General features: G+C 38.8%; 18 protein-coding genes, 1 tRNA gene and 1 riboswitch. Of the genes, 3 read left to right on the top strand and 16 right to left on the bottom strand.

The annotated features are described in order from the left end of the window. Positions 1-96: 96 nt before the first annotated feature. From HMPREF1518_RS00955 to typA, 9 genes are all read right to left on the bottom strand, one after another. Positions 97-765: a TenA family protein gene (locus HMPREF1518_RS00955; RefSeq protein ID WP_033583520.1), complete on the bottom strand. Its 669-nt coding sequence runs from the start codon at positions 763-765 to the stop codon at positions 97-99. A gap of 215 nt (positions 766-980) precedes the next feature. Then, a riboswitch (TPP riboswitch) is annotated at positions 981-1,069 on the bottom strand. 148 nt (positions 1,070-1,217) lie between these two features. Beyond that, positions 1,218-2,354: an L-lactate oxidase gene (gene lctO / locus HMPREF1518_RS00950; RefSeq protein ID WP_000120723.1), complete on the bottom strand. Its 1,137-nt coding sequence runs from the start codon at positions 2,352-2,354 to the stop codon at positions 1,218-1,220. Positions 2,355-2,597: 243 nt separating this feature from the next. Next, the gene (gene pyrE / locus HMPREF1518_RS00945; RefSeq protein WP_033583518.1) at positions 2,598-3,230 is read right to left on the bottom strand and encodes an orotate phosphoribosyltransferase; all 633 of its coding nucleotides are present in this window, start codon (positions 3,228-3,230) and stop codon (positions 2,598-2,600) included. Positions 3,231-3,263: 33 nt separating this feature from the next. Next, a complete protein-coding gene (gene pyrF, locus HMPREF1518_RS00940) occupies positions 3,264-3,965 on the bottom strand; it encodes an orotidine-5'-phosphate decarboxylase (protein WP_033583516.1) in 702 nt (233 codons plus the stop codon). A 229-nt stretch (positions 3,966-4,194) separates the two neighbouring features. Beyond that, entirely contained in the window at positions 4,195-5,349 is a 1,155-nt protein-coding gene (locus HMPREF1518_RS00935) for a cell division protein FtsQ/DivIB (RefSeq protein ID WP_033583515.1), read from the bottom strand. 9 nt (positions 5,350-5,358) lie between these two features. After that, entirely contained in the window at positions 5,359-6,417 is a 1,059-nt protein-coding gene (locus tag HMPREF1518_RS00930) for a UDP-N-acetylglucosamine--N-acetylmuramyl-(pentapeptide) pyrophosphoryl-undecaprenol N-acetylglucosamine transferase (RefSeq protein WP_033583514.1), read from the bottom strand. Position 6,418: 1 nt separating this feature from the next. Further along, positions 6,419-7,771 carry a UDP-N-acetylmuramoyl-L-alanine--D-glutamate ligase gene (gene murD / locus HMPREF1518_RS00925; protein WP_033583513.1) on the bottom strand — a complete coding sequence of 451 codons (1,353 nt, stop codon included), beginning with the start codon at positions 7,769-7,771 and terminating at the stop codon, positions 6,419-6,421. Between the two features lie 117 nt (positions 7,772-7,888). Next, positions 7,889-8,143 carry a DUF3165 family protein gene (locus tag HMPREF1518_RS00920; protein WP_000639708.1) on the bottom strand — a complete coding sequence of 85 codons (255 nt, stop codon included), beginning with the start codon at positions 8,141-8,143 and terminating at the stop codon, positions 7,889-7,891. A gap of 19 nt (positions 8,144-8,162) precedes the next feature. Next, positions 8,163-10,004: a translational GTPase TypA gene (gene typA, locus HMPREF1518_RS00915; RefSeq protein WP_000164119.1), complete on the bottom strand. Its 1,842-nt coding sequence runs from the start codon at positions 10,002-10,004 to the stop codon at positions 8,163-8,165. A gap of 158 nt (positions 10,005-10,162) precedes the next feature. Here typA and HMPREF1518_RS00910 point away from each other — a divergent pair, with 158 nt between their 5' ends. Continuing rightward, positions 10,163-10,888: a 16S rRNA pseudouridine(516) synthase gene (locus HMPREF1518_RS00910; RefSeq protein WP_033583512.1), complete on the top strand. Its 726-nt coding sequence runs from the start codon at positions 10,163-10,165 to the stop codon at positions 10,886-10,888. A 40-nt stretch (positions 10,889-10,928) separates the two neighbouring features. Here HMPREF1518_RS00910 and HMPREF1518_RS00905 read toward each other — a convergent pair whose 3' ends face one another. The 3 genes from HMPREF1518_RS00905 to HMPREF1518_RS00895 form a co-directional block, all read right to left on the bottom strand. Then, the gene (locus HMPREF1518_RS00905) at positions 10,929-11,162 is read right to left on the bottom strand and encodes a hypothetical protein (protein ID WP_001088138.1); all 234 of its coding nucleotides are present in this window, start codon (positions 11,160-11,162) and stop codon (positions 10,929-10,931) included. An 85-nt stretch (positions 11,163-11,247) separates the two neighbouring features. Next, positions 11,248-11,628 (bottom strand): rhodanese-like domain-containing protein, encoded by a 381-nt coding sequence (locus HMPREF1518_RS00900; RefSeq protein ID WP_000158124.1) that lies wholly within the window; start codon positions 11,626-11,628, stop codon positions 11,248-11,250. Next, positions 11,625-11,858 carry a YqgQ family protein gene (locus tag HMPREF1518_RS00895; RefSeq protein ID WP_044135604.1) on the bottom strand — a complete coding sequence of 78 codons (234 nt, stop codon included), beginning with the start codon at positions 11,856-11,858 and terminating at the stop codon, positions 11,625-11,627. The genes HMPREF1518_RS00900 and HMPREF1518_RS00895 overlap by 4 nt, the downstream gene beginning before the upstream one ends. A gap of 102 nt (positions 11,859-11,960) precedes the next feature. Here HMPREF1518_RS00895 and HMPREF1518_RS00890 point away from each other — a divergent pair, with 102 nt between their 5' ends. Together HMPREF1518_RS00890 and HMPREF1518_RS00885 are read left to right on the top strand one after the other, a co-directional pair. Further along, positions 11,961-12,869: a LysR family transcriptional regulator gene (locus HMPREF1518_RS00890; protein WP_001222586.1), complete on the top strand. Its 909-nt coding sequence runs from the start codon at positions 11,961-11,963 to the stop codon at positions 12,867-12,869. A 54-nt stretch (positions 12,870-12,923) separates the two neighbouring features. Then, positions 12,924-14,726, top strand: coding sequence for an N-acetylmuramoyl-L-alanine amidase (locus HMPREF1518_RS00885; RefSeq protein WP_416384793.1), 1,803 nt, complete (start codon positions 12,924-12,926; stop codon positions 14,724-14,726). Positions 14,727-14,757: 31 nt separating this feature from the next. Here the strand turns inward: HMPREF1518_RS00885 and HMPREF1518_RS00880 are convergent, their stop codons facing one another. From HMPREF1518_RS00880 to HMPREF1518_RS00865, 4 genes are all read right to left on the bottom strand, one after another. Beyond that, the gene (locus tag HMPREF1518_RS00880) at positions 14,758-15,075 is read right to left on the bottom strand and encodes a hypothetical protein (protein ID WP_033583511.1); all 318 of its coding nucleotides are present in this window, start codon (positions 15,073-15,075) and stop codon (positions 14,758-14,760) included. Between the two features lie 227 nt (positions 15,076-15,302). Further along, entirely contained in the window at positions 15,303-16,202 is a 900-nt protein-coding gene (locus tag HMPREF1518_RS00875; protein WP_033583510.1) for a DUF6287 domain-containing protein, read from the bottom strand. 294 nt (positions 16,203-16,496) lie between these two features. Then, a tRNA-Thr gene (locus tag HMPREF1518_RS00870) sits at positions 16,497-16,569 on the bottom strand. 224 nt (positions 16,570-16,793) lie between these two features. Beyond that, on the bottom strand, positions 16,794-23,225 hold the full coding sequence (locus HMPREF1518_RS00865) for a S8 family peptidase (protein ID WP_033583509.1): 6,432 nt from the start codon (positions 23,223-23,225) through the stop codon (positions 16,794-16,796). Positions 23,226-23,615: the final 390 nt, after the last annotated feature.

Genomic DNA, 23,615 nt, shown 5'->3' with positions numbered 1-23,615 from the left:
GAAATTGACAGCCCTAGCAAGATATTTGATTGGAAAATATATTTATATAGTTTGTTTGTTCATTCTTTTAATCTACATAAAAGTATTGCATCTGTCCTATAATTCATAACCAATATCAAAAAAGGCTAATTCTAAAGCAACTGCTTGATTCCAGCGTTGCTGAAGTTCTGTCAAATCTTCTCTACCTTTCCCGACACGATTGAGTTCGTCAACCAGAAATTGAACCCACTCTGTAAAGAAAGGACCTCTGTGGAGATTGATCCATTCCAAATGAATATAGGCTTCAGGTAGAGCCAAATCTTTAGAACCCCAGTCTAAATAGAGACCTTCTGCAATGACCAGCATGACCAAAAGATGAGCATAGTCTGATGAAGCCACAGCAGAATACATTAGCTCCTGAAACGCTTTTGTTACAGGGTGCAAGCTCACTTCTAGATAGTCATTCTCTGCTACCTTTAACTCTTTGAAAGCCTTTTGGAAGTAACCATCTTCATCTGCTTCAAGAAAGCCTAGTTGCTTGGCAAAACGAAGTTTGGATTCAAGCTGGTCTGCGTGAGCTACACAAGCACCCAGCATGGATAAGAAGGCATCAAAAAAATGATAATCTTGAATCAGGTAGTCTTTTAAGACCTTATTCTCAATTGTCCCCGCAAAAAGTTCCTTAACAAAACGATGATTGATTGCAGCCTGCCAATCCTTCTGACTGCTTTTTAATAATTCTCCAACGGTCAAACCTGGCTGAAATGCATAGTCTTGTGTTTCCATATTACTTTTCCTCTCTTTACTCGTTCGTAATCAACAAAATACCAAGAAAATCCTAGTTTTACTTGACCTTTTTAAAGAAAAGTGGGGCATTCAAGGAGAGCTACCAAAAGGCTTGCCGTCAAGCCTATCCTCTTTTGATAAACAAAAAAACTCCAATTACAAACGAGAATTAGAGTTTACCTTACAAGATTAGACAGTTTCTTTCGACATACGAAAAAAACCTTTTCACATTTCCCTTCGCCAGTCTTAACTGTATCAGGTTCAATGGGTATCATCTCAGCCTAAAGCACCCCAAATGTCTTTATTATTTTATTACTGGACTAGTATAACAGAAATTGACAGCCCTAGCAAGATATTTGATTGGAAAATATATTTATATAGTTTCTGATAACGATTTAATCTTTCTATACACGAAGAAAAACCCCCACATCAGGTGGAGGCCGTCTTACTTATCAATACAATTTCAAGTCACGTGGGTCAACTGGGAAGGTTGGATTGTATGGGTTGTGACGGAGTTTGAAGTGTTTGACATCCTCAATAGTCTGAGTTCCAGACAACTGCATGACTGTCTTCAATTCCGCATTCAAGTGTTCAAAGACTTGACGCACACCGACACTACCACCGAGAGCCAAGCCATAGATAACCGGGCGACCAATAGCTACCAAGTCTGCTCCTGAAGCCAAGGCTTTAAAGACGTGTTGACCACGACGAATACCTGAGTCAAAGACAATTGGTACGCGTTTGTCAACTGCTTCAGCTACTTCTTGAAGTGAGTCGAAGGCAGCTGGTCCACCGTCGATTTGGCGGCCACCATGGTTAGTTACCCAGATACCAGAAGCTCCCGCAGCAAGCGAACGTTCAACATCCTCACGGCATTGTGGTCCCTTGACATAAACAGGAAGTCCTGAGTATTCAGCGATAAATTCTACATCACGTGGAGACAAGCGTTGTTTAGCTGATTTGTAAACAAAATCCATTGATTTACCAGCACCTTCTGGCAGATATTCCTCAACAATCGGCATGCCAACTGGGAAGACAAAACCATTACGCTTGTCCACCTCACGATTGCCTCCTACAGTCGCATCTGCCGTCAAGACAATCGCTTTATATCCTTCAGCCTTCACACGATCCATGATGTGGCGGTTAATCCCGTCATCTTTACTAAAGTAAAATTGGAACCAATGAGGTGTCCCTTGAAGGGCTTCTGTAATTTCTGGAAGATCGACAGTAGAGTAGGAACTGGTTGTATAGAGGGAACCAAATTCATGCACACCACGCGCAGTCGCCACTTCCCCCTGTTCATTTGCCAATTTATGAGCTGCAACAGGCGCCATAATGATTGGTGAAGACAATTTTTCACCTGCAAATTCAATCTCTGTACTTGGATTTTCTACATTGCAAAGTGTATGAGGAACGATGAGCTTGTGGTTAAAGGCACGAATATTCTCACGCAAAGTGAAAGTATCTTCCGCCCCACTAGCGATATAGCCAAATGCTGCTTTAGGGATAACTTGTTGCGCCATTGGCTCCAAATCATAGGTATTGATGAAATCTACATGACCTTCTGCATTGCTTGTTTTGTATGACATAAAATGCCCTCCTTAATAAGTAAGCGTTTACTTTTTTCTTACATAAATATCTTAACTCTTTTTCAGATTCCTTTCAAAAAATTTGTCTGGAAATTTCAAACTAATTATCTGAATATGCTCCTAAAAAGAGAGGGCTCTCATTCTATCATTGTCCTATATTCTTCTTTACCCTTAGGAACCTTTGTTTTATTGCCCACATACAAAAAATCAGGTAATCCTAGTGACTACCTGATTTTCTATGTTTTAGGTATTTTGCCAATTTTCTTGGTCTTCTTTAAAGCGTTTTAAGAGATCCAATCCCTCTGGTGTGATATAGCCTTCTTCTTGGGCTAGGTGGATCAGTTCACTGTAGTTAGAAAGTGTGACTAGCTTGACACCTGCGTCTGAGAAGTTCTTATCTGCTTTTGGCAATTGGTAGCTGAATATCGCTACAACTCCAAGCACATCTGCTCCTTCTCGTTTGGCTGCTGCTACGGCTTCGAGAACAGAACCGCCAGTTGAAATAAGGTCTTCAACCACTACCATTTTTTGACCTTGAGCTACCCGTCCTTCGATTTGGTTGCCTGCTCCGTGGTCTTTTGGTTTGCTACGGATGTAGGCAAAAGGCAAGTTCATCTTGTCAGCGATGATAGCTCCGTGTGGAATTCCTGCTGTCGCAGTTCCTGCAATCACTTCTACTTCTGGAAATTCTGCTTTAATAGCTTCCACAAAACCATTTTCAATCAAGGTACGAGTTTCTGGATAGGCAAGCGTCACACGGTTGTCAGTATAAATCGGCGATTTGATACCAGATGCCCAAGTGAAAGGCTCCTCTGGTTTGAGGTAAACGGCTTGGATTTTCAAGAGGTGGCTAGCGATATCTTTAGCAAGTGTCATAGTATTCTCCTTTTGTTTTTATAATCTATTTCTTTAATTTCTGTCTTGGTTCCATTCATCCTTGATAGCATGATAAGCTGTAACAGGATCTTCAGCTTGGGTAATGGGACGTCCCACTACGATATAGTCACTACCGATTTGATAGGCGTCCGCTGGTGTCATGACGCGTTTTTGGTCTCCTACCGCAGCTCCCGCTGGACGAATTCCCGGTGTCAAACAGATAAAATCTTTGCTTGTTGCTTCTTTGATAAGCTTGACTTCCTGAGCTGAGCAAACGACACCATCCAAGCCCGCTTCAGCTGTCTTCTTGGCATAGTGAATCACAGACTCTTGCAGGCTGGTTTGGATATTTTGAAAGTCTCTCATTTGTTCTTCAGAAGTTGAAGTCAATTGAGTCACAGCGATCAATTTGGCTTGTGTCCCCAGACCTTCACGCGCAGCCTTCATCATCTCCACACCACCAGCAGCATGAACATTTGTCATGTCTACACCAAGCTGAGATAAGACCTTCATGGCAGATTTGACTGTATTGGGAATGTCATGTAGCTTGAGGTCCAGAAAGACACTATGCCCCAGTAACTTCAAATAACGGACAACTTCTGGACCTTCCGCATAATAAAGCTCCATCCCTACTTTTAGATAAAGACTTTCTTCTACTGGGAAAAGAGATAAAAATTCCTTGACTGCCTCAAAACTAGGAAAATCAAGAGCAATAACTGGACGATGTTCACGCATACCTTTCTCCTTTTACCTTTGTAAGCTAGAGAGCATGAAAAAAGGAACCTGCCAACAGCAAGGTTCCACGAAAAATGGGTAGTCTCCACCCTTTCACCGTCTAACCTTAGCTGCCTCTCTGGACTGCTTTAAAGGTTTTTTTCTATTCTATTATTTATAGTAGGACTTGTCAAGCAAAAACTTGAAACTGGACTTCTATACCACTCAAAAATCAAGAGAAAAAGTTAGTCTAACGACTCTGTGACTGCTGGCTCGTTTGACTTTGATTTCCCTGTTCTTCTTGTTTTTTCTTTTCTTCTTCCTGTTTTTTCTTCTCAGCTTCCTTGGCCTCTTGTTTGGCTTTTTCCTCAGCCTCTTCTATCAATTTATCCGCTATAGTATAACTGTATACTCCAGCTTCCATATCGACTACACTTGGTTCAGACAATTGTGGCTTGATTTTGCTGTAATAAGGCAATTTCTTGCTCAATTCTGACAAGGGAACCAAAACCTCATCTGTATCCAGCATAGTAATTTTTAAAAGATCTGCTGTTGCCTTGCTTGGCGCTAATTCGATTTTCTGGATTTGACTCTTGATATCCTCACTGATGGTAGACAATCCTGTTATCAGCTTTTTCACCTGCTGCTCATCGTTAAAGGTAACTGTCAGATAAGTCTCAGGCAAGTTTAAGCGATCAACAGGAGTTGACTCTACTGTACCACTAGACAGAATAGGATAATGTTCTTCACCAGACACATAATAACCGACAATATCGAATTCCTTGACCTCAATCGTAAAGTTAGTCGGAAATTGATAGTTAATCTTCGCTGATTCTATCCAATGATTGGACTTGATTCGCTCAGCGTATGTTTCCTTATCCAACAATAGGGCTAAAGTATAGTCGCTATCTTGAATTCCAGAAGCCTGTTTAATGTCGTCCGCCTGGGTGTTCCTATTTCCCTTAACCTCGATATTTTTGATGGTCGATAGCGGAGTCAACAGATAGACTGAGAGAAGAAGTACCAGAATACTTGGCACTAAGATACTCACAGCTCGCCAAATATGAACAGGCGCAATTTTAGGTTTGGCTGGTTTCTCGGGTTTTTCTTTTTTCTTCTTTTCTTTTTCTTCTTTGACTTTAGGATCATCTTTTTTAGATTTTTCTTCTTTTTCGGATGATTCTTCGTCTGGAACAGTTTCGTTCTGGTCGGAATCACTTGATGACTTCTTACTTTCCTCTAACGACTTAGAGTTTTTCCCCATTCGAGCCTGTTTTTCCTTTTCCTTCTCCTCAGCTAGGGCAGCTTCTTCCTCAGCCTTCTTCTTCAGGTATTCCTGGTTTCGTTTCTGCCATTCAGACAATTCTTGCTTCTGGTTTGATTCTTTGTTCTTATCCTTTGACATTGATATTCCTTATGCTAGGTCTTTTCTTAGTAGATCGTAAAAATCTGCAAGAGATTTCAATTCAGTCGAAGCTTTCATGCTAGCTTGGTACTGATCCTTGTGACTAAGCAAGTGACTGAGTTTTTCCTCCAAGCTTTCCAAGGTCAAGTCACTTTCTTGAAGTTCTTCTGCATAGTCTTTCTTAACAAAGTAGGCTGCATTTTCAATCTGGTCTCCTCGACTTGCTTCACGACCCAATGGTACGATGAGATGGAGTTTCGCCATGGCCAAGAGCTCAAAAATTGTGTTGGCACCGCCACGCGTTACCACCACATCTGCCATCTCCATCAAGGGTTGATAGAGATCTGTCACATAATCAACACGAAAGAGATTTTGACTCAACTCGTTCAGGCTAGAATCTCCAGTGAGATTGATAATATTGTAGCGCTCTGTCAGTTCTTGCTTATGATCAGTCACCAATTGGTTAAATACACGAGCTCCTGCAGAACCACCGACAAATAATACCGTTGGCAATTTAGGATTAAAGTGGGTTTGGATATTCACCAATTCGTCTGGTTCTGGCGCCTCTTGGCCTGTTACCTTGGTCACTGCTCCCACATGCTCAACTTTTGCAAGACTAACAGCCTGCTCAAAGGTTGAATACATCTTGGTCGCAAATTTATAGGCAATTTTATTGGCCAAGCCCATAGACAGGTCCGATTCGTGAATAAAGACAGGTACCCCTGACACACGCGCTGCGATAACCGGCGGTACTGAGACAAATCCTCCCTTAGAAAAAAGAGCCTGTGGACGCAGTCGTAACATGATAAAGAGGGATTGGACAATTCCCCAACCAACTTTGAAGACATCCAGCATATTTTGCCAAGAAAAATAGCGACGCAACTTCCCAGTCGCAATAGAATGGAAAGTAACATCCAAACCTGACTTGAGGATTTCTTGGTGTTCGATTCCGTGTTTATCACCAATGTAGTGAACTTCCCAGCCGTCTTCGATGAACTTAGGCATTAACAAAAGGTTGAGGGTGACATGTCCAACCGTCCCCCCGCCTGTAAAGACAATTTTTTTCATATTATTCCTTTAACTCCGCTACTGTGTCGATAAAGAGGTCTCCACGTACTTCAAAGTTAGCATACATATCCCAGCTAGCATTTGCAGGACTGAGAAGGACTACATCTCCTTGAGTCGCAAGCTCATAGGCCTTGCAGGTCGCATCAGCAATATCTGTCGCATCTACATAAGTCACACCAGCCTTATCCGCTGCCCGTTTGACACGCTCAGCAGATTGACCAAGGATGACCATCTTCTTGAGTCCAATAATATCTGGCACCAATTCATCAAACTCATTGCCACGGTCCAAACCACCTGCAATCAAAATGACCTTGCTGTTGTCAAATCCTGACAAGGCTTTTTGAGTAGCCAAAATATTGGTTGACTTGCTATCGTTATAGAATTTAACACCCTTGATTTCATCCACAAATTGGAGACGGTGTTTAACACCACCAAAGGATGAAAGAGTTTCCTTAATCGTTTGGTTGTCTACACCACGAAGCTTGGCTACTGCAATGGTCGCAAGGGCATTTTCCACATTGTGGCTACCTGGAACACCGATTTCACTCGCTGCCATGACCACTTCGCCACGGAAATAGAGTTGACCATCTGCAAGATAGGCACCATCAACCTTTTCCAATGTTGAAAATGGAACAACAGTAGCCTGTGTTTTGCTAGCCAATTCTTTTGCCAAGTCTTGGTTAAAGTTCAAGACAAGGAAATCAGCTGCTGTCATATTATTTTGGATATTCCACTTAGCTGCCACATAGGCCTCAAAAGAACCATGGTAGTCGATATGAGTGGGCATGAGGTTGGTAATAACCGCAATCTCAGGATGAAATTCTTGAACACCCATCAGTTGGAAAGAAGAAAGTTCCATGACAAGTGTGTCCTTGGCTGTTGCAGTTTGAGCCACTTGACTGGCAGGATAGCCGATGTTCCCTGACAAGAGACCATGTTGACCGGCAGCAGTCAAAACTTCCCCAATCATGGTCGTTGTGGTCGTTTTCCCATTTGAACCTGTGATACCGATAATTGGCGCTTCCGAAATCAAATAAGCCAATTCCACCTCCGTCAAGACTGGAATCCCCTTCACCAAAGCCTTTTCAATCATGGGATTGCTGTATGGAATCCCTGGATTTTTCACCATCAGAGCAAAGTCTTCATCCAAGAGTTCCAAAGGATGCCCACCAGTGACAACCTTTATTCCCTCTTCCAGCAAGCTTTGAGCAGCAGGATTTTCCTCAAAAGGCTTGCCGTCATTTACTGTCACAATAGCTCCTAGCTTGTCCAACAAACGGGCCGCAGACTCACCAGACTTAGCCAAACCTAAAACAAGTACTTTCTTATTTTTAAATTGATCGATTACTTTCATGTCTCAAACTCCATTTCTACTTCTACTATTTTACCATTTTTATGGAAATAATACTAAACGAAAATGCTCTAGCCTACATTCTAGCATAGAAAAAGAGAGCCATAGCTCTCTTTCTATTTATCTTCTTCTGCTCTTTTTTACAGACATGAGCGTAATGTCTCTCAAGCTAAAGTAGGCTAGGGCCAGCATGGCGATTGTGACAAAGAATTCTGTCGGTAATTGGAAGATTTGCAAGATGGACAACATCAGCAAAATCAAGAGTGCAACAACTACAAAGACCAAGATAACGATGTTGACTGTTCCTTTAATACTTTGAGGTGTCGCAAATACATAGAGTAGTAATAAGAGTATCCCTATGATTAAATAGATCATCTTTATCTCTTTCTAGCTCTTATTCAGCTGATTTTTTCTTCTTGTTGGCTTTCTCACGCTCTGCCTTGTTAAGGATTTGTTTACGCAAACGGATAGACTCAGGCGTTACTTCCATGTACTCATCGTCATTCAAGAACTCAAGAGACTCTTCAAGTGTCAAGATACGTGGTGTCTTGATAACAGCTGTTTGGTCCTTGGTTGCAGAACGAACGTTGGTCATTTGTTTGGCCTTAGTGATGTTAACTGTCAAGTCGTTCTCACGAGAGTTTTCACCGATGATCATTCCTTCGTAAACCTCAGTACCTGGGTTGACAAAGATGGTTCCACGTTCTTCGATAGACATGATTGAATAGGTTGTTGCCTTACCAGCATCGATGGAAACAAGGGCACCACGATGACGTCCCCCAATTTCACCTGGAATCAATGGCAAGTATTGGTCAAAGGTATGGTTCATGATACCGTAACCACGAGTCATTGACAAGAACTCAGTTGAGTATCCAATCAAACCACGCGCTGGAACAAGGAAGACCAAACGAGTTTGACCATTACCGGTTGAAATCATATCCAACATTTCACCCTTACGTTCAGAAAGGCTTTGGATAACAGAACCTTGGTATTCTTCTGGAGTATCGATTTGAACACGTTCAAATGGCTCACATTTAACACCGTCGATTTCTTTTACGATAACTTCTGGACGAGATACTTGAAGCTCATAACCCTCACGACGCATGGTTTCGATCAGGATTGACAAGTGCAATTCTCCACGTCCTGAAACAGTCCATTTATCTGGTGAGTCCGTTGGGTCAACACGAAGGGAAACGTCTGTTTGCAATTCTGCTTGCAAGCGTTCTTCCACCTTACGAGAAGTCACCCATTTACCTTCTTTACCAGCAAATGGTGAGTTGTTGACCAAGAAGGTCATTTGAAGAGTTGGCTCATCGATGTGTAGGATTGGAAGAGGCTCAACTGCATCTGTCGGTGTAATCGTCTCACCAACAAAGATATCTTCCATACCTGAAACGGCAATCAAGTCACCTGCTTTTGCTTCTTGGATTTCACGACGTTCCAAACCAAAGAAACCAAAGAGTTTTGTAACACGGAAGTTCTTCGTTGTACCATCTAGTTTAGAAAGGGTAACTTGGTCCCCAACTTTCACACTACCACGGAAGACACGACCGATACCGATACGACCTACGAAGTCATTGTAGTCCAAAAGTGACACTTGGAACTGCAAAGGCTCATCTGAGTTGTCTACTGGAGCTGGGATATGATCGATAATGGTGTCAAAGATTGGCGCCATTGTTTTTTCTTGATCAGCTGGATCATCTGACAAGGAAGATGTTCCGTTAATCGCTGAAGCATAAACAACTGGGAAATCAAGCTGGTCATCATCTGCACCAAGCTCGATGAAGAGTTCCAAGACTTCGTCCACTACTTCTGCTGGACGAGCTGAAGGTTTGTCGATTTTGTTGACAACCACGATTGGAACAAGGTCTTGTTCCAAGGCTTTTTTCAATACGAAACGAGTCTGTGGCATGGTTCCTTCGTAGGCATCTACGACCAAGACAACACCGTCAACCATTTTCATGATACGCTCAACTTCTCCACCGAAGTCCGCGTGTCCTGGTGTGTCCATGATATTGATACGAGTTCCATTGTAAGCAACGGCTGTATTCTTAGCAAGGATGGTAATTCCACGCTCTTTTTCGATATCGTTTGAGTCCATAGCACGCTCTGCCAATTCAGTACGTGCATCAAGAGTTTCAGATTGTTTCAATAATTCGTCAACGAGGGTTGTTTTACCGTGGTCAACGTGGGCGATAATCGCAATGTTACGGATATCTTCTCTTAATTTTGTCATGATTTCCTCTAATATTTTAAATTTTTATTTCTAACTGAACAATTATACCACAGTCTCATTCAAAAATCACAGTTCAGCTAAGTGTAAATGTTTTCACTCTACTTTTCTAGTCAAGCAACTCTTTTCAAAGTCAGAGACTTATGATAAGATAAGCTGGTATGCGTTTAGATAGATTATTAGCCCAAGAAATGATCAGTCGCAAGGCTGTGAAACAGGCACTCCTGAAAAAAGAAATCCTAGTAGATGATTGTCCAGCCAACTCCCTCGCTCAAAATGTCGATACTGGATTGCAGAAACTAGTTTTTCAAGGACGACAAATCCAAGGATACAAGCACACCTACCTCATGCTTCATAAACCAGGTAGAGTGGTGACAGCCAGTCAGGATAAGGACCTACCAACCGTCATGGACCTCCTTCCACCTGACATCCAGTCTGACCAGCTCTATGCTGTCGGCAGATTAGACCGTGACACGACGGGACTGCTCCTTCTGACAGACAATGGACCTCTTGGTTTTCAGCTCCTTCATCCCCAGTACCATGTCGATAAATCCTATCAAGTGGTGGTCAACGGACTGCTCACACCAGAACATATCCAAAAATTCAAAGATGGGATTGTCTTTTTAGACGGGACCACTTGTAAACCTGCTCAGCTCGAAATTCTGTCCTCAAGCCCAACAGAGAGCCGGGCCTCCATCACCATCTCAGAAGGAAAATTTCATCAGGTTAAAAAAATGTTCCTCTCAGTTGGTGTCAAGGTGACTGCCCTAAAACGCGTCCAATTCGGTGACTTTACATTAAACCCAGAACTAGCAGAAGGGCAATACCGTCCCTTGAATCCAGAGGAATTGGAAATCATTAAAAACTATTTAGAAAAAAGTGGATAAAAGAAAAAAGCTTTATGTTTAAAGCTTTTTTCTTTTTTGCTTATCTAAAAACTATTGCGATTGCTAGAATCCAGTTAAGAACAGAAACTACAAGTCCTACGATATTGAGAATTTTTTCTGTTTTATAGTCCAGTCCAGATTCTTTTTGGTATGAAAAAGCCAAGACCAATCCTATAATCCCCAAAATCAGACCCACTATTGGAGATAGCAAACCAAGGACGATAGATAAGATACCTAAAATAAGTGAAGGTTTTTTCTTTTGTTGTGAATTCATATTACAAAATCTCCTTAAATTTAATATAAATGATGATACCATAAAATGCTAGCTTTATCACTCATTCGACAGTTTTTACAGAATGTTAGCTTGTCTTGATCTTCCCTTTCCAAGAATCCAATCCATAAGAAAGGATATAAATCTCAGAAAAACCTTGTTTTTTCAAATAAAGTGCGGCATTGGTCACTCGTTGTCCGCGTTGGTTTTCGTAGAGAAGGACAGGTTTATCCTTACGAAGGGCTGCAAGGCTTGACTTCAACTGATTTGAAGGAATATTGCGAGCTCCGAGGATATGTTTTCTGTGAAATTCTGCTGGTTCACGGACGTCAATCAATTGCCCTTTCCGAATCAAGTCTTCAAATTCCGCATTATCCACAATCTTAGCCGCACGACGAATACGAAGGTAGTTATACCCCATCCATGCCACCATCGCTAATACGATTCCCCAAACAATCCAAATTGTCATAAGTTCTTATCTCCATTTTTCTCTATGTAGTCTAATTCTATCTTGTGCTCTCTACGAAGAACAGCTTCCGCCTCTAGATAGTCTAGCTTGTCCATCAGACCTGCATCATAGATCCGAGAGAGTTCGAGCTTCATCAGTTCAATATCATACAAACGCTTCCCCATGTAAACAATAATGCCAAATTGTTTGAGAAATTGCTGCACATCATAGAATGTTTTCATAGCTTCCATTTTAGCAGATTCTAGACTTTTTTTCAATACTGGACCAGCTCTTTCCCCCTATTTTCTTCGTCTTCATTGCCCATTCTTCCGCAAGTATGGTACAATAAAAACATGAGAATTCAACAACTACACTATATTATCAAAATCGTCGAAACTGGCTCTATGAATGAGGCAGCTAAGCAGCTCTTTATCACCCAACCCAGTCTCTCTAATGCTGTTCGAGACTTGGAAAATGAAATGGGCATTGAAATCTTTATCCGCAATCCCAAGGGCATTACCTTAACCCGTGATGGGATGGAGTTTCTCTCCTACGCTCGCCAAGTTGTCGAGCAAACGCAGCTTCTGGAGGAACGCTATAAAAATCCTGTCGCCCACCGCGAACTTTTCAGCGTTTCCTCTCAGCACTATGCCTTTGTAGTCAATGCCTTTGTCTCTCTGCTCAAAAAAAGTGATATGGAGAAATACGAGCTCTTCCTTCGTGAAACTCGGACTTGGGAGATTATCGATGACGTCAAGAACTTCCGTAGCGAGGTCGGTGTCCTCTTTTTAAACAGCTACAACCGCGATGTTTTAACGAAAATGCTCGATGACAATCACCTCTTAGCCCACCACCTCTTTACCGCTCAACCCCATATCTTTGTTAGCAAGACCAATCCTCTAGCTAAAAAAGACAAGGTCAAACTGGCTGATTTAGAAGATTTTCCTTACCTCAGTTACGACCAGGGGACGCACAACTCCTTCTACTTTTCAGAGGAGATTCTTTCACAAGAGCACCACAAGAAATCCATCGTAGTCAGTGACCGTGCCACCCTCTTTAACCTCTTGATTGGTTTGGATGGTTACACCATTGCAACAGGGATTTTGAACAGCAACCTCAACGGAGATAATATCGTTTCCATTCCGCTGGACATTGACGACCCGATTGAACTGGTCTATATCCAACATGAAAAAACCAGCCTGTCTAAGATGGGCGAACGCTTTATCGAATACTTAGTAGAAGAAGTTCAATTCGATAGTTGAACAACTCTAAAACATATTTTATAATATGTTTTGGAAAATAAAAATTGGAGAAAAATGTTGAAAAAGTTAATATTAGTAAGTACCATCGCACTCTCTATCACAGGATTGCCACAAGCATCAATATCAGCAGAAGAAAACACAACTCAATCCACATCTGCTGTCAAGGAAGCAATTGCCAAAGAAGAAAAGAAAGAATCGAGTGTTGAGGAAAACTCTAAATCAGAAACTCTTCCGAAAGTAGATGTACAAGAAGACAAGCCTAAAAAAGAAGGGTGGTACCAAGAAAATCAAAACTGGCGCTTTTACCAAGATGATAAGCCTGCTTTGAATTGGAAACAAATCCAAGGAAAATGGTACTACTTCGATCAAGATGGAAATCGTCTTCATTCTACTATCTACAAAGGCTATGCCTTTGATCAAGATGGTGTCATGATAGAAAATAGTTGGACCAAATTGGACAACCAATGGTATTATGCTAATTCCTCTGGACGACTAATTCAGAACACCTGGAAAAAAATTAACGGCTCTTGGTACTATTTTGATCAAACTGGAAGCATGCTCAGCAACACCTCCGTTGACGGCTATCTTCTCACAAAAAGCGGAGCTATGGCAGAAAAGGGTTGGACTAAATTAGACCAAATTTGGTACTATGTCGCTCCTTCCGGAAAAATTTTGCAGGACAAATGGGAGAAAATCAACGGTTCTTGGTATTACTTTGACAAAGACGGTGGAATGCTGAGTGCGACAACCTTCAAGGGCTACCTCTTTAACCAGAGCGGAGCTATGGCAGAAAACAACTGGGTCAAAATCAAGGATACTTGGTTCTATGCGAACGGGTCAGGTAGATATGTCCAACAAAACTGGCAAAAGATTCAGGGTTCCTGGTACTCATTTGACCAGAATGGTGGAATGCTAGCAGACAAATGGAAAGAAAGCTACTACCTTAAAACCAGTGGAGCCATGGCGGAGAATGAGTGGATCTTCGATAAAGCCTACAAGAGCTGGTTCTATCTAAAAGCGGATGGTCGTTATGCAAATCAGGAGTGGATTGGAGCATACTACCTCAAGTCAGGCGGTTACATGGCAAAGAGCGAATGGATTTACGATAACTCTGACAAAGCACGCTACTACCTAGATGATAATGGACATTATGTTTCAGGAACTTACAAGATAGACGGTAAGGAACACCTGTTCCAAAAATACGGCCAATGGATTTCAGAAGTTTCAACTGAGGGTGGATTTGTAAAAGGCCAATACAGTAAGACCATCTTCCTCGATCCCGGACATGGCGGACGAGATTCTGGCGCCTTTTACTACAATGTCGCTGAAAAAGATCTCAACATGCAGATTTACCGTAAGCTTCGTACTAAGTTAGAAGAACTAGGCTACAAGGTTCTCACCTCACGTGATAGTGATATTGATGTAGATTTCATTACAGAACGTTCCCGTATGGTCAACAAAACCAACTCGGATATTTTTATCAGTATCCACTTCAATGCTACTGGTAATACCTACTCAAAAGCAAGCGGTATTCAAACATACTCCTATAGCGATGAACCTGATTATCCAAGTAAGATTAATCAATACTGGCACAACCATCCTGATCGCATTAGTGAAAGTAAGCGCCTCGCTGCTGCTATCCACTCCTCTCTCTTAGCCGAAACAGGGGCTAAGGATGCTGGTCAGTTAGAAAGAAGTTTTGCCGTCCTACGCGAAACAGCCAAACCAGCCGTCCTCCTTGAACTTGGTTATATGGATAATTTCACTGAAAGCCAACAAATCAGAGATAGTCGCTACCAAGATAAACTGGTCGCAGGCATTGTGAAAGGAATTCAAAAATATTACGCTGGTAAATAAAAATAAAGTCTCGAGAAACCTCGAGACTTTTCTATTTGTCTTCTTTTTTATCTTTATCAGGAAAGAGATAGCCAATGCCTACACAAGCTAACACACCGGCACCAATCACCAAACCACTTGAAATTGGCAAGAGATCCAAAATAGCATTTGCAATGATAAAGGCAATAATCAAACACATCAGACTAGCCTTATAGTCTTTTTTCAAAAGATTTTCTAGAGTGAAATAGAGGAACAATCCTACCGGAATCAGTGACCAGAGGTTGACATCCAAACTTGGCCAACCAACAGAACCGAAATACAATACTAGCGCTGCTGCTACTAAAAATACAAGTCCCAATAATTTTTTCATTTTTATGTCTCCATTTTCTTTTTTATTGACTTGAGTTGTCTGATACTGACCCCTCATGTCCCTTACATGAACCATTATAGCAGAGGAATTTTTCAAGAACAAGCCCTTTTGCCTATCTGGTCTCTATCTCAGTCTAAGTGGTTGAATATTACCGACAACAAAAAAAGAAGCCTAATTAAGGCTTCTTGATTCTGCCGATTGCAACAGTATTTTTGAACGAATACAATCTAGTTTTTCTTTTCCTTAGATTCTAGAGAAGATTTGATTGCTTCACGCTCAGCCTGTAGTTGAGCTAAATTCTTCTCCTCTTCATCAAGTTTACTGGCATCTGGTTTCACACGATAATAAACATCTTCTGGTTTCATTAACATAGACCCATAATCTTGTCCTGAAAGTAGTCTTTCCTCAGCATGATTGCTTTTATCCGTAATCTTTCCGTCATCAGCAGGTTGCATAACAACTCCACTTGGCACAGCTACTACTACAAATCCTCCAGCAACAGAATCTTTTACCCACGCACTGATAGACGCTGTCTCAGGGTTACGACTATCTTGTCCTTTTGATACCTTTAATCCAACTACAGATTCGTACTTTTGATCATTTGTAAACCAAGTCGCACGTACTTCTCCAGAATCATTAATAATGTATTCATTGCCAGATTGACTACGCCAAGTACCTTCTAAACTAGACAAATCATTGTTCTTGATTGCTTCAATATCTAGTTTTGGAACGGTAGTTTCTTTCTTGAACTTGCTAACAAGTGCTTCTGCTTCCGTAATTTTGGTATCTAAAGCAGTCAGTTGATCCTTGAGTTTTTGAATTTCCTCTTGTTTATCCTTATCAGTCTCATCTGCTTTTCCTTGGCTTGTAGACGATTGACTTGTTGACTCTGTAGTTGAAACAGCAGACGATGCTTGATTTGACTCTTTCTTTCCAATCAAAGAATGAGAGAAAACACTTACTAGGATTAGAGCAACTAAAATACCGAGGACTAACCCAATATAGATTTTGATGTTTCCAGTTCCTCTCGCAAACTTTTTAGTTGACTGCGCCTCTGCTAATTCTGATGCAGTCGGCTTGCGGCCATTCGCCTCCTCAAATTGTTTTACCCATTCTTTCTTATTCATAATTTTCTCCTTTTTGATTTCTATTCAGCCAAGCTTGCGAGACTTCATTCGTTATTATCCATGGATTTTTATAATTTTTAGAAAACCTATGCAAAAAATTCTAGAATGATTAACAGCCTATAGTCCTCTAAAACGGAACGAAAACAAGTGCTTATTAATATATATTATACCACAAAATATAAATTTTAGTTTTTATTTATAAGCAGGAGTTTCAGACGTTAAATAGAACCTATCTCAAACGTTCCACCTTTCCTATAGTTACAAAAAAAGAAGCCCGTTTGGACTTCTTGATTCTGCCGATTGCAGGGCTTGAACCTGTGACCTACGCGTTACGAGTGCGTTGCTCTACCAACTGAGCTAAATCGGCGATTACCCTTTTAGTATAGCACTCTGAGAATAGATGTCAAGAAATTTTTATCTCCATTAGAAAAAGCCTGTCCTGAGACAAGGCTTTTACATATATCTCTTTCAAATCTCCCATTTTTATAGAAATCTAAATAATATATTTATAAATCAATACTTTCACAAAACTATGTCATCACCTCACTATCTAATCTCAGTGCATAAACCATTTTTTCTATAGCTTTTGTCTTAATCTTTATTTTTTCTCTTCAATCCTAGAAAAGCTCCTACTATAAACATGATTCCGGCAGCTAATAGTGTCTGGGCTCCGCTTGCTGTTCCGGTTCTTGGCAACTCATTAGGATTGTTACTAGTTGATTTACTATTGATGTTGGTATTTTTATTAGTTACGTTCCCTTGTTCATTTAGATAAACGTTCTTGTTAATTTCAAAGTTTTTATCATTTTCATCAGAAACAATACTGTTGACATCATTAGTTGAATCAGATTGTGTTTTTTCTTTCTTTTTCGATACATCAAAAGTAGGTTTATTTTCCTCCTCCTTTTTCTCCTCTATTTTCTTGAATACAGGTTTTATAAAGGTATCTTTTGATAGATTAATAACATACCCGGCGTCTTTTTTCCCTTGGAAACCAGATATTTCCCAACCATCAAATTGGTATCCTTTTTCTAATTCACCCTTATAGACAGGTAACATAAAATCTTCTTCCGACACTATCGTTGAACTCATTTCTTTTCCATTTTGAATGGTCACAGTTACCCTATGAGGTTTTAGTTCGCTTAACTCTCCCGTATCTTTGTTTAAAATGAATTCTTTTACGGTCGTATTTCTTGCGAAATCTTTTACAACAATCTTAATGTTTAGTGTCTTATCTGTTAGTTGTTTAATATCATCAAATGATTTGTATTCTTTTCCGTTTATATAAATATGTTGTTCTTGAATCTCACCATCGAATCCATTATTTCTTTTATCATTGATGTTAAAGACTACAGATTTTCCGTTAGCATATTCGATACTAGTATTTCCCTTAGGGTCAATGTTTACTTCTGGTTTGACATTATCATATAAAAATTGATAGTGTACTCCAACCGCTTTCGCATTCAAATCGCTATAGCCAGTTTGAAGATAAACATTTCCATCCATATCTGTTACCTTATCTGGAAATCCGTTTGCTTTATAGTCTTTCATCCCCCAGTCCATGATGTCACCGTCTTTAACATTAAGCTTAATGTTAAAATCTCTAGTGTTATCAATGTGTAAATCTCCGTAGATTAAATAATTATCTACAACCGATTCATTAACTCTCAACTCCCAGTTAAAACCACCCTTATCAGAAATCTTACCTCTTAAATAAAATTCTGGATTTCGTACATAAATTTTATTAGTTTTAGATGGATTAAAGTAGTTCTTGTCCATTGAAAGATTTACTGGTTTTGCATCAATAAATAACGTAGAGCCATCTTCTTTTATAGCTTCTACATTGGACTTATCCTCTCCTGTGTACTCTTTACCATCCTTACCAAATAATACCAGTTTAGAAGGATCTGTCACAAGATTGCCATCTTTATCGATTGCCTCCCCTTTATCATTCATTTTAAAGGTAAACACTTGATATCTTACAATGTTAAAGCCGTCCAAAGCCGACATTAATACTGATTGAGTACTTCTTCCATCTTCAACATTTCTACTATCAGCATAAATTGTTGTTTCTGATAAGACTCTTAGATTAGGATTGGCCTTTTGGATTTTTGCTATATCTTCCTGGCTATAAACTCCATTCCCTTCTAACATATCCGTTTTTCCAGGATTATAGGTAGTCACTTTTAGTGCATAACCTTTTCTTAGAATGATGTTATCCTTTAATAGATATTGTTGTTTTTCTGAATCAGAATAGATTTTACCAGATTCCATGTCCGTTAAATTGTTTGGTTTATTTTTTGAAAGATCTCCTTCTCCTAATTCTATTACATTCCCATAACTTGATGCATACGGATATTCTGCTTTAGTTTCCTTATTTTTTTCAGGCATTCTAATTTTAGTTTCAGCTTTTATCTGACCATCATCTTTAACAAAGAATCTCATATCTCCTGCAAAAGCTAATCCATCCACAATATCATTAATATTAGCGTATAAATCAAATGTCATCGTTTTCGAATGTGAATCATACTTGGTCGTTTTGATTTCTATCGATTTATAATTATTACCATAATATACCTTGGCATTTTTAGAAACATTACTGATCTTTCCAAGAATTTCAAAGTGTCCATCTTTAGATGGGTTTAGAATGCCATAAATTTTTGATTTGATTTCATCAAGTTTTTCAGTTTCATATTGTAAGGCACTACCATCGTCATAAGCAATGATATTTCCCTTATCATCGTATTTATAATCGTATTCCTCTATTCTCTTACCAGTTTCACTTGTAAAGTCATCAACTTCTCTGAATTTCTTTTTAATGAGTTTCTTTAAATCTTTGGTTTCAAAGTCTCTAATTGTTGAAATTGTTTTATGAATAGTCAAGCTAGATTTTTCTTCGGTAGCCTCTTCATTTTCTTGATGATGTTCTACTTCAGTTGTATCTTTTTTAAGACTATCATCTTTAACGTTTTTTATATTCTTAAATTTAGATTCAGGAATTTCTCCAAGCTTTTGGTATTTAGATGAATCTTGATCAGGATCTACTAGATAATAGGAAATCATCCCCTTTTCATCAGCATGATCAGCAAATTTAATTCTATGAATCTTTGTGAAATTGCTAGAACCGTCTAATGCAATCACTTCAATGATTTTGCCTCTTAAATCTCCTGCTCCACTAATTTCATAAATAGTATTTCCGTCTTTATCAAGTTTCCTATTTCGTCCTTGACCCTCACCTGCATAAGTGACTTCAAGATTTTTCTCAACCTCTCCATCTTCATTAACAAGAGCGGCCCCAGCATACCAAACTTCGTTGGCAATCTCGTCAAATTTTTCAGGATGTTCTTTTTGATCTCTCGCAAATAGCGTTTCATTCTTGTATTGCTCTTTGACCTTGTGATAAGTATCCTTTGTAATCAACTTAATTTTTTCAGGGTTTGAAAAATCAATTGAAACAATCTTTGGAGGGGTGTTATCAATTTTTACAGGAATATAGGAAACCTGCCATGGGTAATCCTTGGTTAATCTATATTTAAATTTATAGAAATATTGGCCTTCCGCAATCGGTTCAAATTGTCCTCGTATCTTAGTAGCAGGATCTTTTTTGTCATTACTTTCTGGGGCATTTTCTTCTCTACCTCTAGGGTTATAAATAAGTCCATCCCATTTCAAGTCACCCCAAACTTTTAGTTTAGATGATTTAATGCCCTTTGCATCATTTCTTTTAGAGTTTAAAATTCCTTTAATAAAGTGTTCTCTCGAAATGACTTTTAAGTCTCTTTGATTTTCTCCTTCTTTATTTGTATTTACTATTGAAATCACTCCTTCTTCTGCACTTCTTAATACAAGTGGAGAAGGCGTTAATCCTCTCTCAAGTTGAGCATCTTGAGGATTTCCATTTGAATCTAAAGGATAAATTTTAGCAATATTAGAACCACTCGTTGATGGTGCGTTGATTCCTTCGTTATTGAAAGCAAATAATTCTGGATTTTGATCTAGGGATGTTGTATTTTTATCTTTTCTGTTTTGTATAACTCCTGCTGGATTAAATTTATCTATACCATGTTCTCCACCAATCCCCTTATTTAAGGTACCTGGAATTTTTGGTTTACCATCATCATCATAACCTTCCATTGCTTTTGATTTTGACCCTTCTTCCCAAGCCCATTTATCAAGGATTGGTTCGTGGTTCCAATTCCCAGCAAATCCCATTAGAGGCATCGATAAAGAAGGTTGGAAGTTTCTTTTCTTACCGTTGGAGTTTAGAGCTTCCATTTCTTCCACTGACTCAAAATGAATAAATGATTCTACAAATTTATTTTTATTTTTTGCCTCTCCAACATTTATAACCGCATTTAAATCAAAGCTAGAATTTGGGCCTATAGTGAAAGTATCATGCTCAAATGTGATATTTGCTCCTTTGACTTTTTCTGGGTGAATTTCTGGAACAATTTGCTTCCCGTCCGGAGATTTTTCATCTTTATATGTTTCATCGAGTTTTAGCCTATCAGTTAGAGCATCTGTAGTTACAGTTGATGCAGAAACTTTAAAGGTTAAAGGTCTATTTGATGTATTGTGAAGCTTAATTGTAAAGTATTTTTTATCACCTTTTATTTCTTTAAGAGAAATGGAACCATATGAATTTACCAAACCTTTAGAATCAGTATTTTTGAAAGTTGCTACAACTTCATTTCTCAAAGCGTTGGCAACATTAATTAGTCCCGCTCCCTGCTGTCTAGGCGATGCATAGTATTGACTCTTTTCTTTCCAAGAGGTTGCATCCATCATAGGTCTTGCAGTATTTTGTAGAGCTATTTTTGTAAGACTTGTAAGGTCTATTTTGTCATCTCCCTTAAGATTTTTCAAGACAGGTCTTTCAAGCAATTCCTTTAATTTTGGTCGAATCAAAACAGTAGAAGCTGCTACGATTGGAGTTGCCATACTAGTTCCTGACATATAACCATAAGTGGATTTACCATTGATAACATTTAGAGTGGATTTAATATTTTTACCAGGTGCTGAAACATCCGGTTTTAAAAGCAAGTCTGTTCTTGGCCCCCAAGATGTAGACCCTGCTGGGACTATAATATCTTCTTTATAAAGTTCTTTGTCTGTGTCAGCTGCAAATTTAAAGTCAATTTCTTTTTCATCACCTACATTCGGTTTATTAGAATTATAGCTTTCCATATCAATTGGATAGTATTGTTCTAAGTTATCTTTAAAATCTTCCTTATTATTTCTTTTGACTTCAGTTTTTTTATCAGGGTTAATCATGTTCCATAATTTTACACCATCATCTCCTGAAATTGAAAATACTTGACTTTTAGTCCCTTCATCCGCTTCATATCCCATAGCTGGAAGGTCTGTCCAATTATCTCTATTGTAGTAATTTACAGTATTTACAACCATAATAGCACGTGCACCTTTATCCGTTGCTCTTTTAAAAGCATCTTTTAAATCCTTGGTATAAATTCTATCCATTACTGCAATTTTGCCCTTAAGATCCAAGCCTATCAAATCTTGGTCTTGACCTTTGCCTATATATACAAATTTTAATTTATTTGGAGTTTTTGAGCCATCCTCATTTGTTAGGATTTTATTTTTATCGAAAAAAGCCCCTATATTTCTGTATTTAAAACTTTGTCCACCTATGTTAACTTTATCAAACTCAATGGTTTGATTTTTAGCAGAAGCGACCGCTATTGCATCTTCATGTGCGGCAGTTCGTGTTACATTTCCAGTATCTGTCATTTTCAGATTATTATTGGCTACTAAATCCCAAGAAGAACTTGAAGCAGAAGTCGCAAAATTACCTGTAGCAACAACCATTGGGATTCCTGCTTTTCTTAATGCTCTAATAGCCTCCCAATATTTCTCGCCTACAAGACCGGTTCCTGTAAAACCAGATGATACCGAAACAACATCGACATTGTGTTTGATCGAATCTTCAATAGCATGAAACATTGTTTCATCACCCGCAAACCCAGATCCTGCGTCAGAGTACATTTTATAAGAGAAAATTTGTGCATTAGGCGCAATTCCATCTATGCCATTAAAGTTCTTGATGTCTTTTTCAGTATCATTTCCAGCAAGAATCCCTGCAATATGCATCCCATGTGGGTCAAAATAATCCCTACCATCATCATATTTTTCTACAGTGATTTTACCACCATTATAATAATTGAACGCATGAGGGATTTTATCACTCAACCAATAATTTTTATCAGTGCCTTTTAAGTCTTCTTTTTTAAATTTCATTGAGTCTTTGGCATCATCATCAATCCTCATAGCCTTATGCCTATAATCTGTTCCAGTATCGATATTTGAAATGACCATACCTCTACCATCAAAATTTTTCCCAAATGGAGCATTAATAGACTTTAGGTAATCAATAGCTTCCTCAACTCCAATTTCCTTTCTGGCATGATTCATCATTGGTTGGACTTTTTGTGATCGTTCAACCGACGAAACACCTTCTATTTGTTTAATTTTGTCCAAATTTTCTGGAGTTGTTTCAATGGCAGCGCCATTAAAAATCGTATTATAGGTATATAAAACTTTTGTATCCTTAAGATTTGATAGTTCCTTAATTACTTTTTCTCGAGATTCTTTATCTTTAAATTCAGCAATATAGACAAGTTTATCTTCTTTTTTCGGATTTTCTGTATCTTTATTTACAAATGAGTTCGCATCATCTCCTTTGGATTGATTGGAGTCTTCTTTGATACTTTCTACTTCGTTACTAGTTTTTTTGTCTATCTCAGACTTTCTACTAACAACTTCTTTTTCCTCAATAACTGTTGTCTTCTTCTCTTCAGTATCCTTTGAAGTTTCTATAACATTATGAAGTTCTTCAGATTGTTCATTGTTTTCTGTTTCTTTATCTGCTACTACTTTTTCTTTATCAGAAATTCTTAAAGCATCTTCAGAACTAGGTGCATCTGCTAAAATTACCTCATTGGGGGCATATGCTGCTAAAATAACTGCAGCAGTAGTTAATGACAATACCGTACTTTTTTTCATTATAATTCCTTCATTTTTTATTTTAAACCCAATAGATAGAAAACTTTAACTTTGCTAGCCTTTGTTATAAAAAGTTTTATGACGTATTATCTAGTGGGATAGAGTAGTACATTTATATATAATTGTTAGCTCTCTGAAAAATAGTATATCAATTAAAAAAATTTAAGTCAAGAAAAATTAACCCAGGTTAATTTTTTTTTTAATCCATGTTAACAAAAAATCTAGTCAATAAATTTTATAGTTAACTGGGTGCAATATAAACTCATTCTTACCATCAAAAATATTATCAATTAACTGAACTAACTACCAAAATCGCAAAAAGGGGGGATAGATACAACTTATACCTCAATAAATATGCAAAAACAACCGCTATAATTTTCAACGGTTGTT

It is taken from the genome of Streptococcus sp. SR1 (assembly GCF_000526075.1).
Lineage (GTDB): Bacteria > Bacillota > Bacilli > Lactobacillales > Streptococcaceae > Streptococcus > Streptococcus halitosis.
The sequence above is the reverse complement of the archived record's forward strand: the minus strand, read 5'-3'. Positions and strand labels throughout refer to the sequence as shown.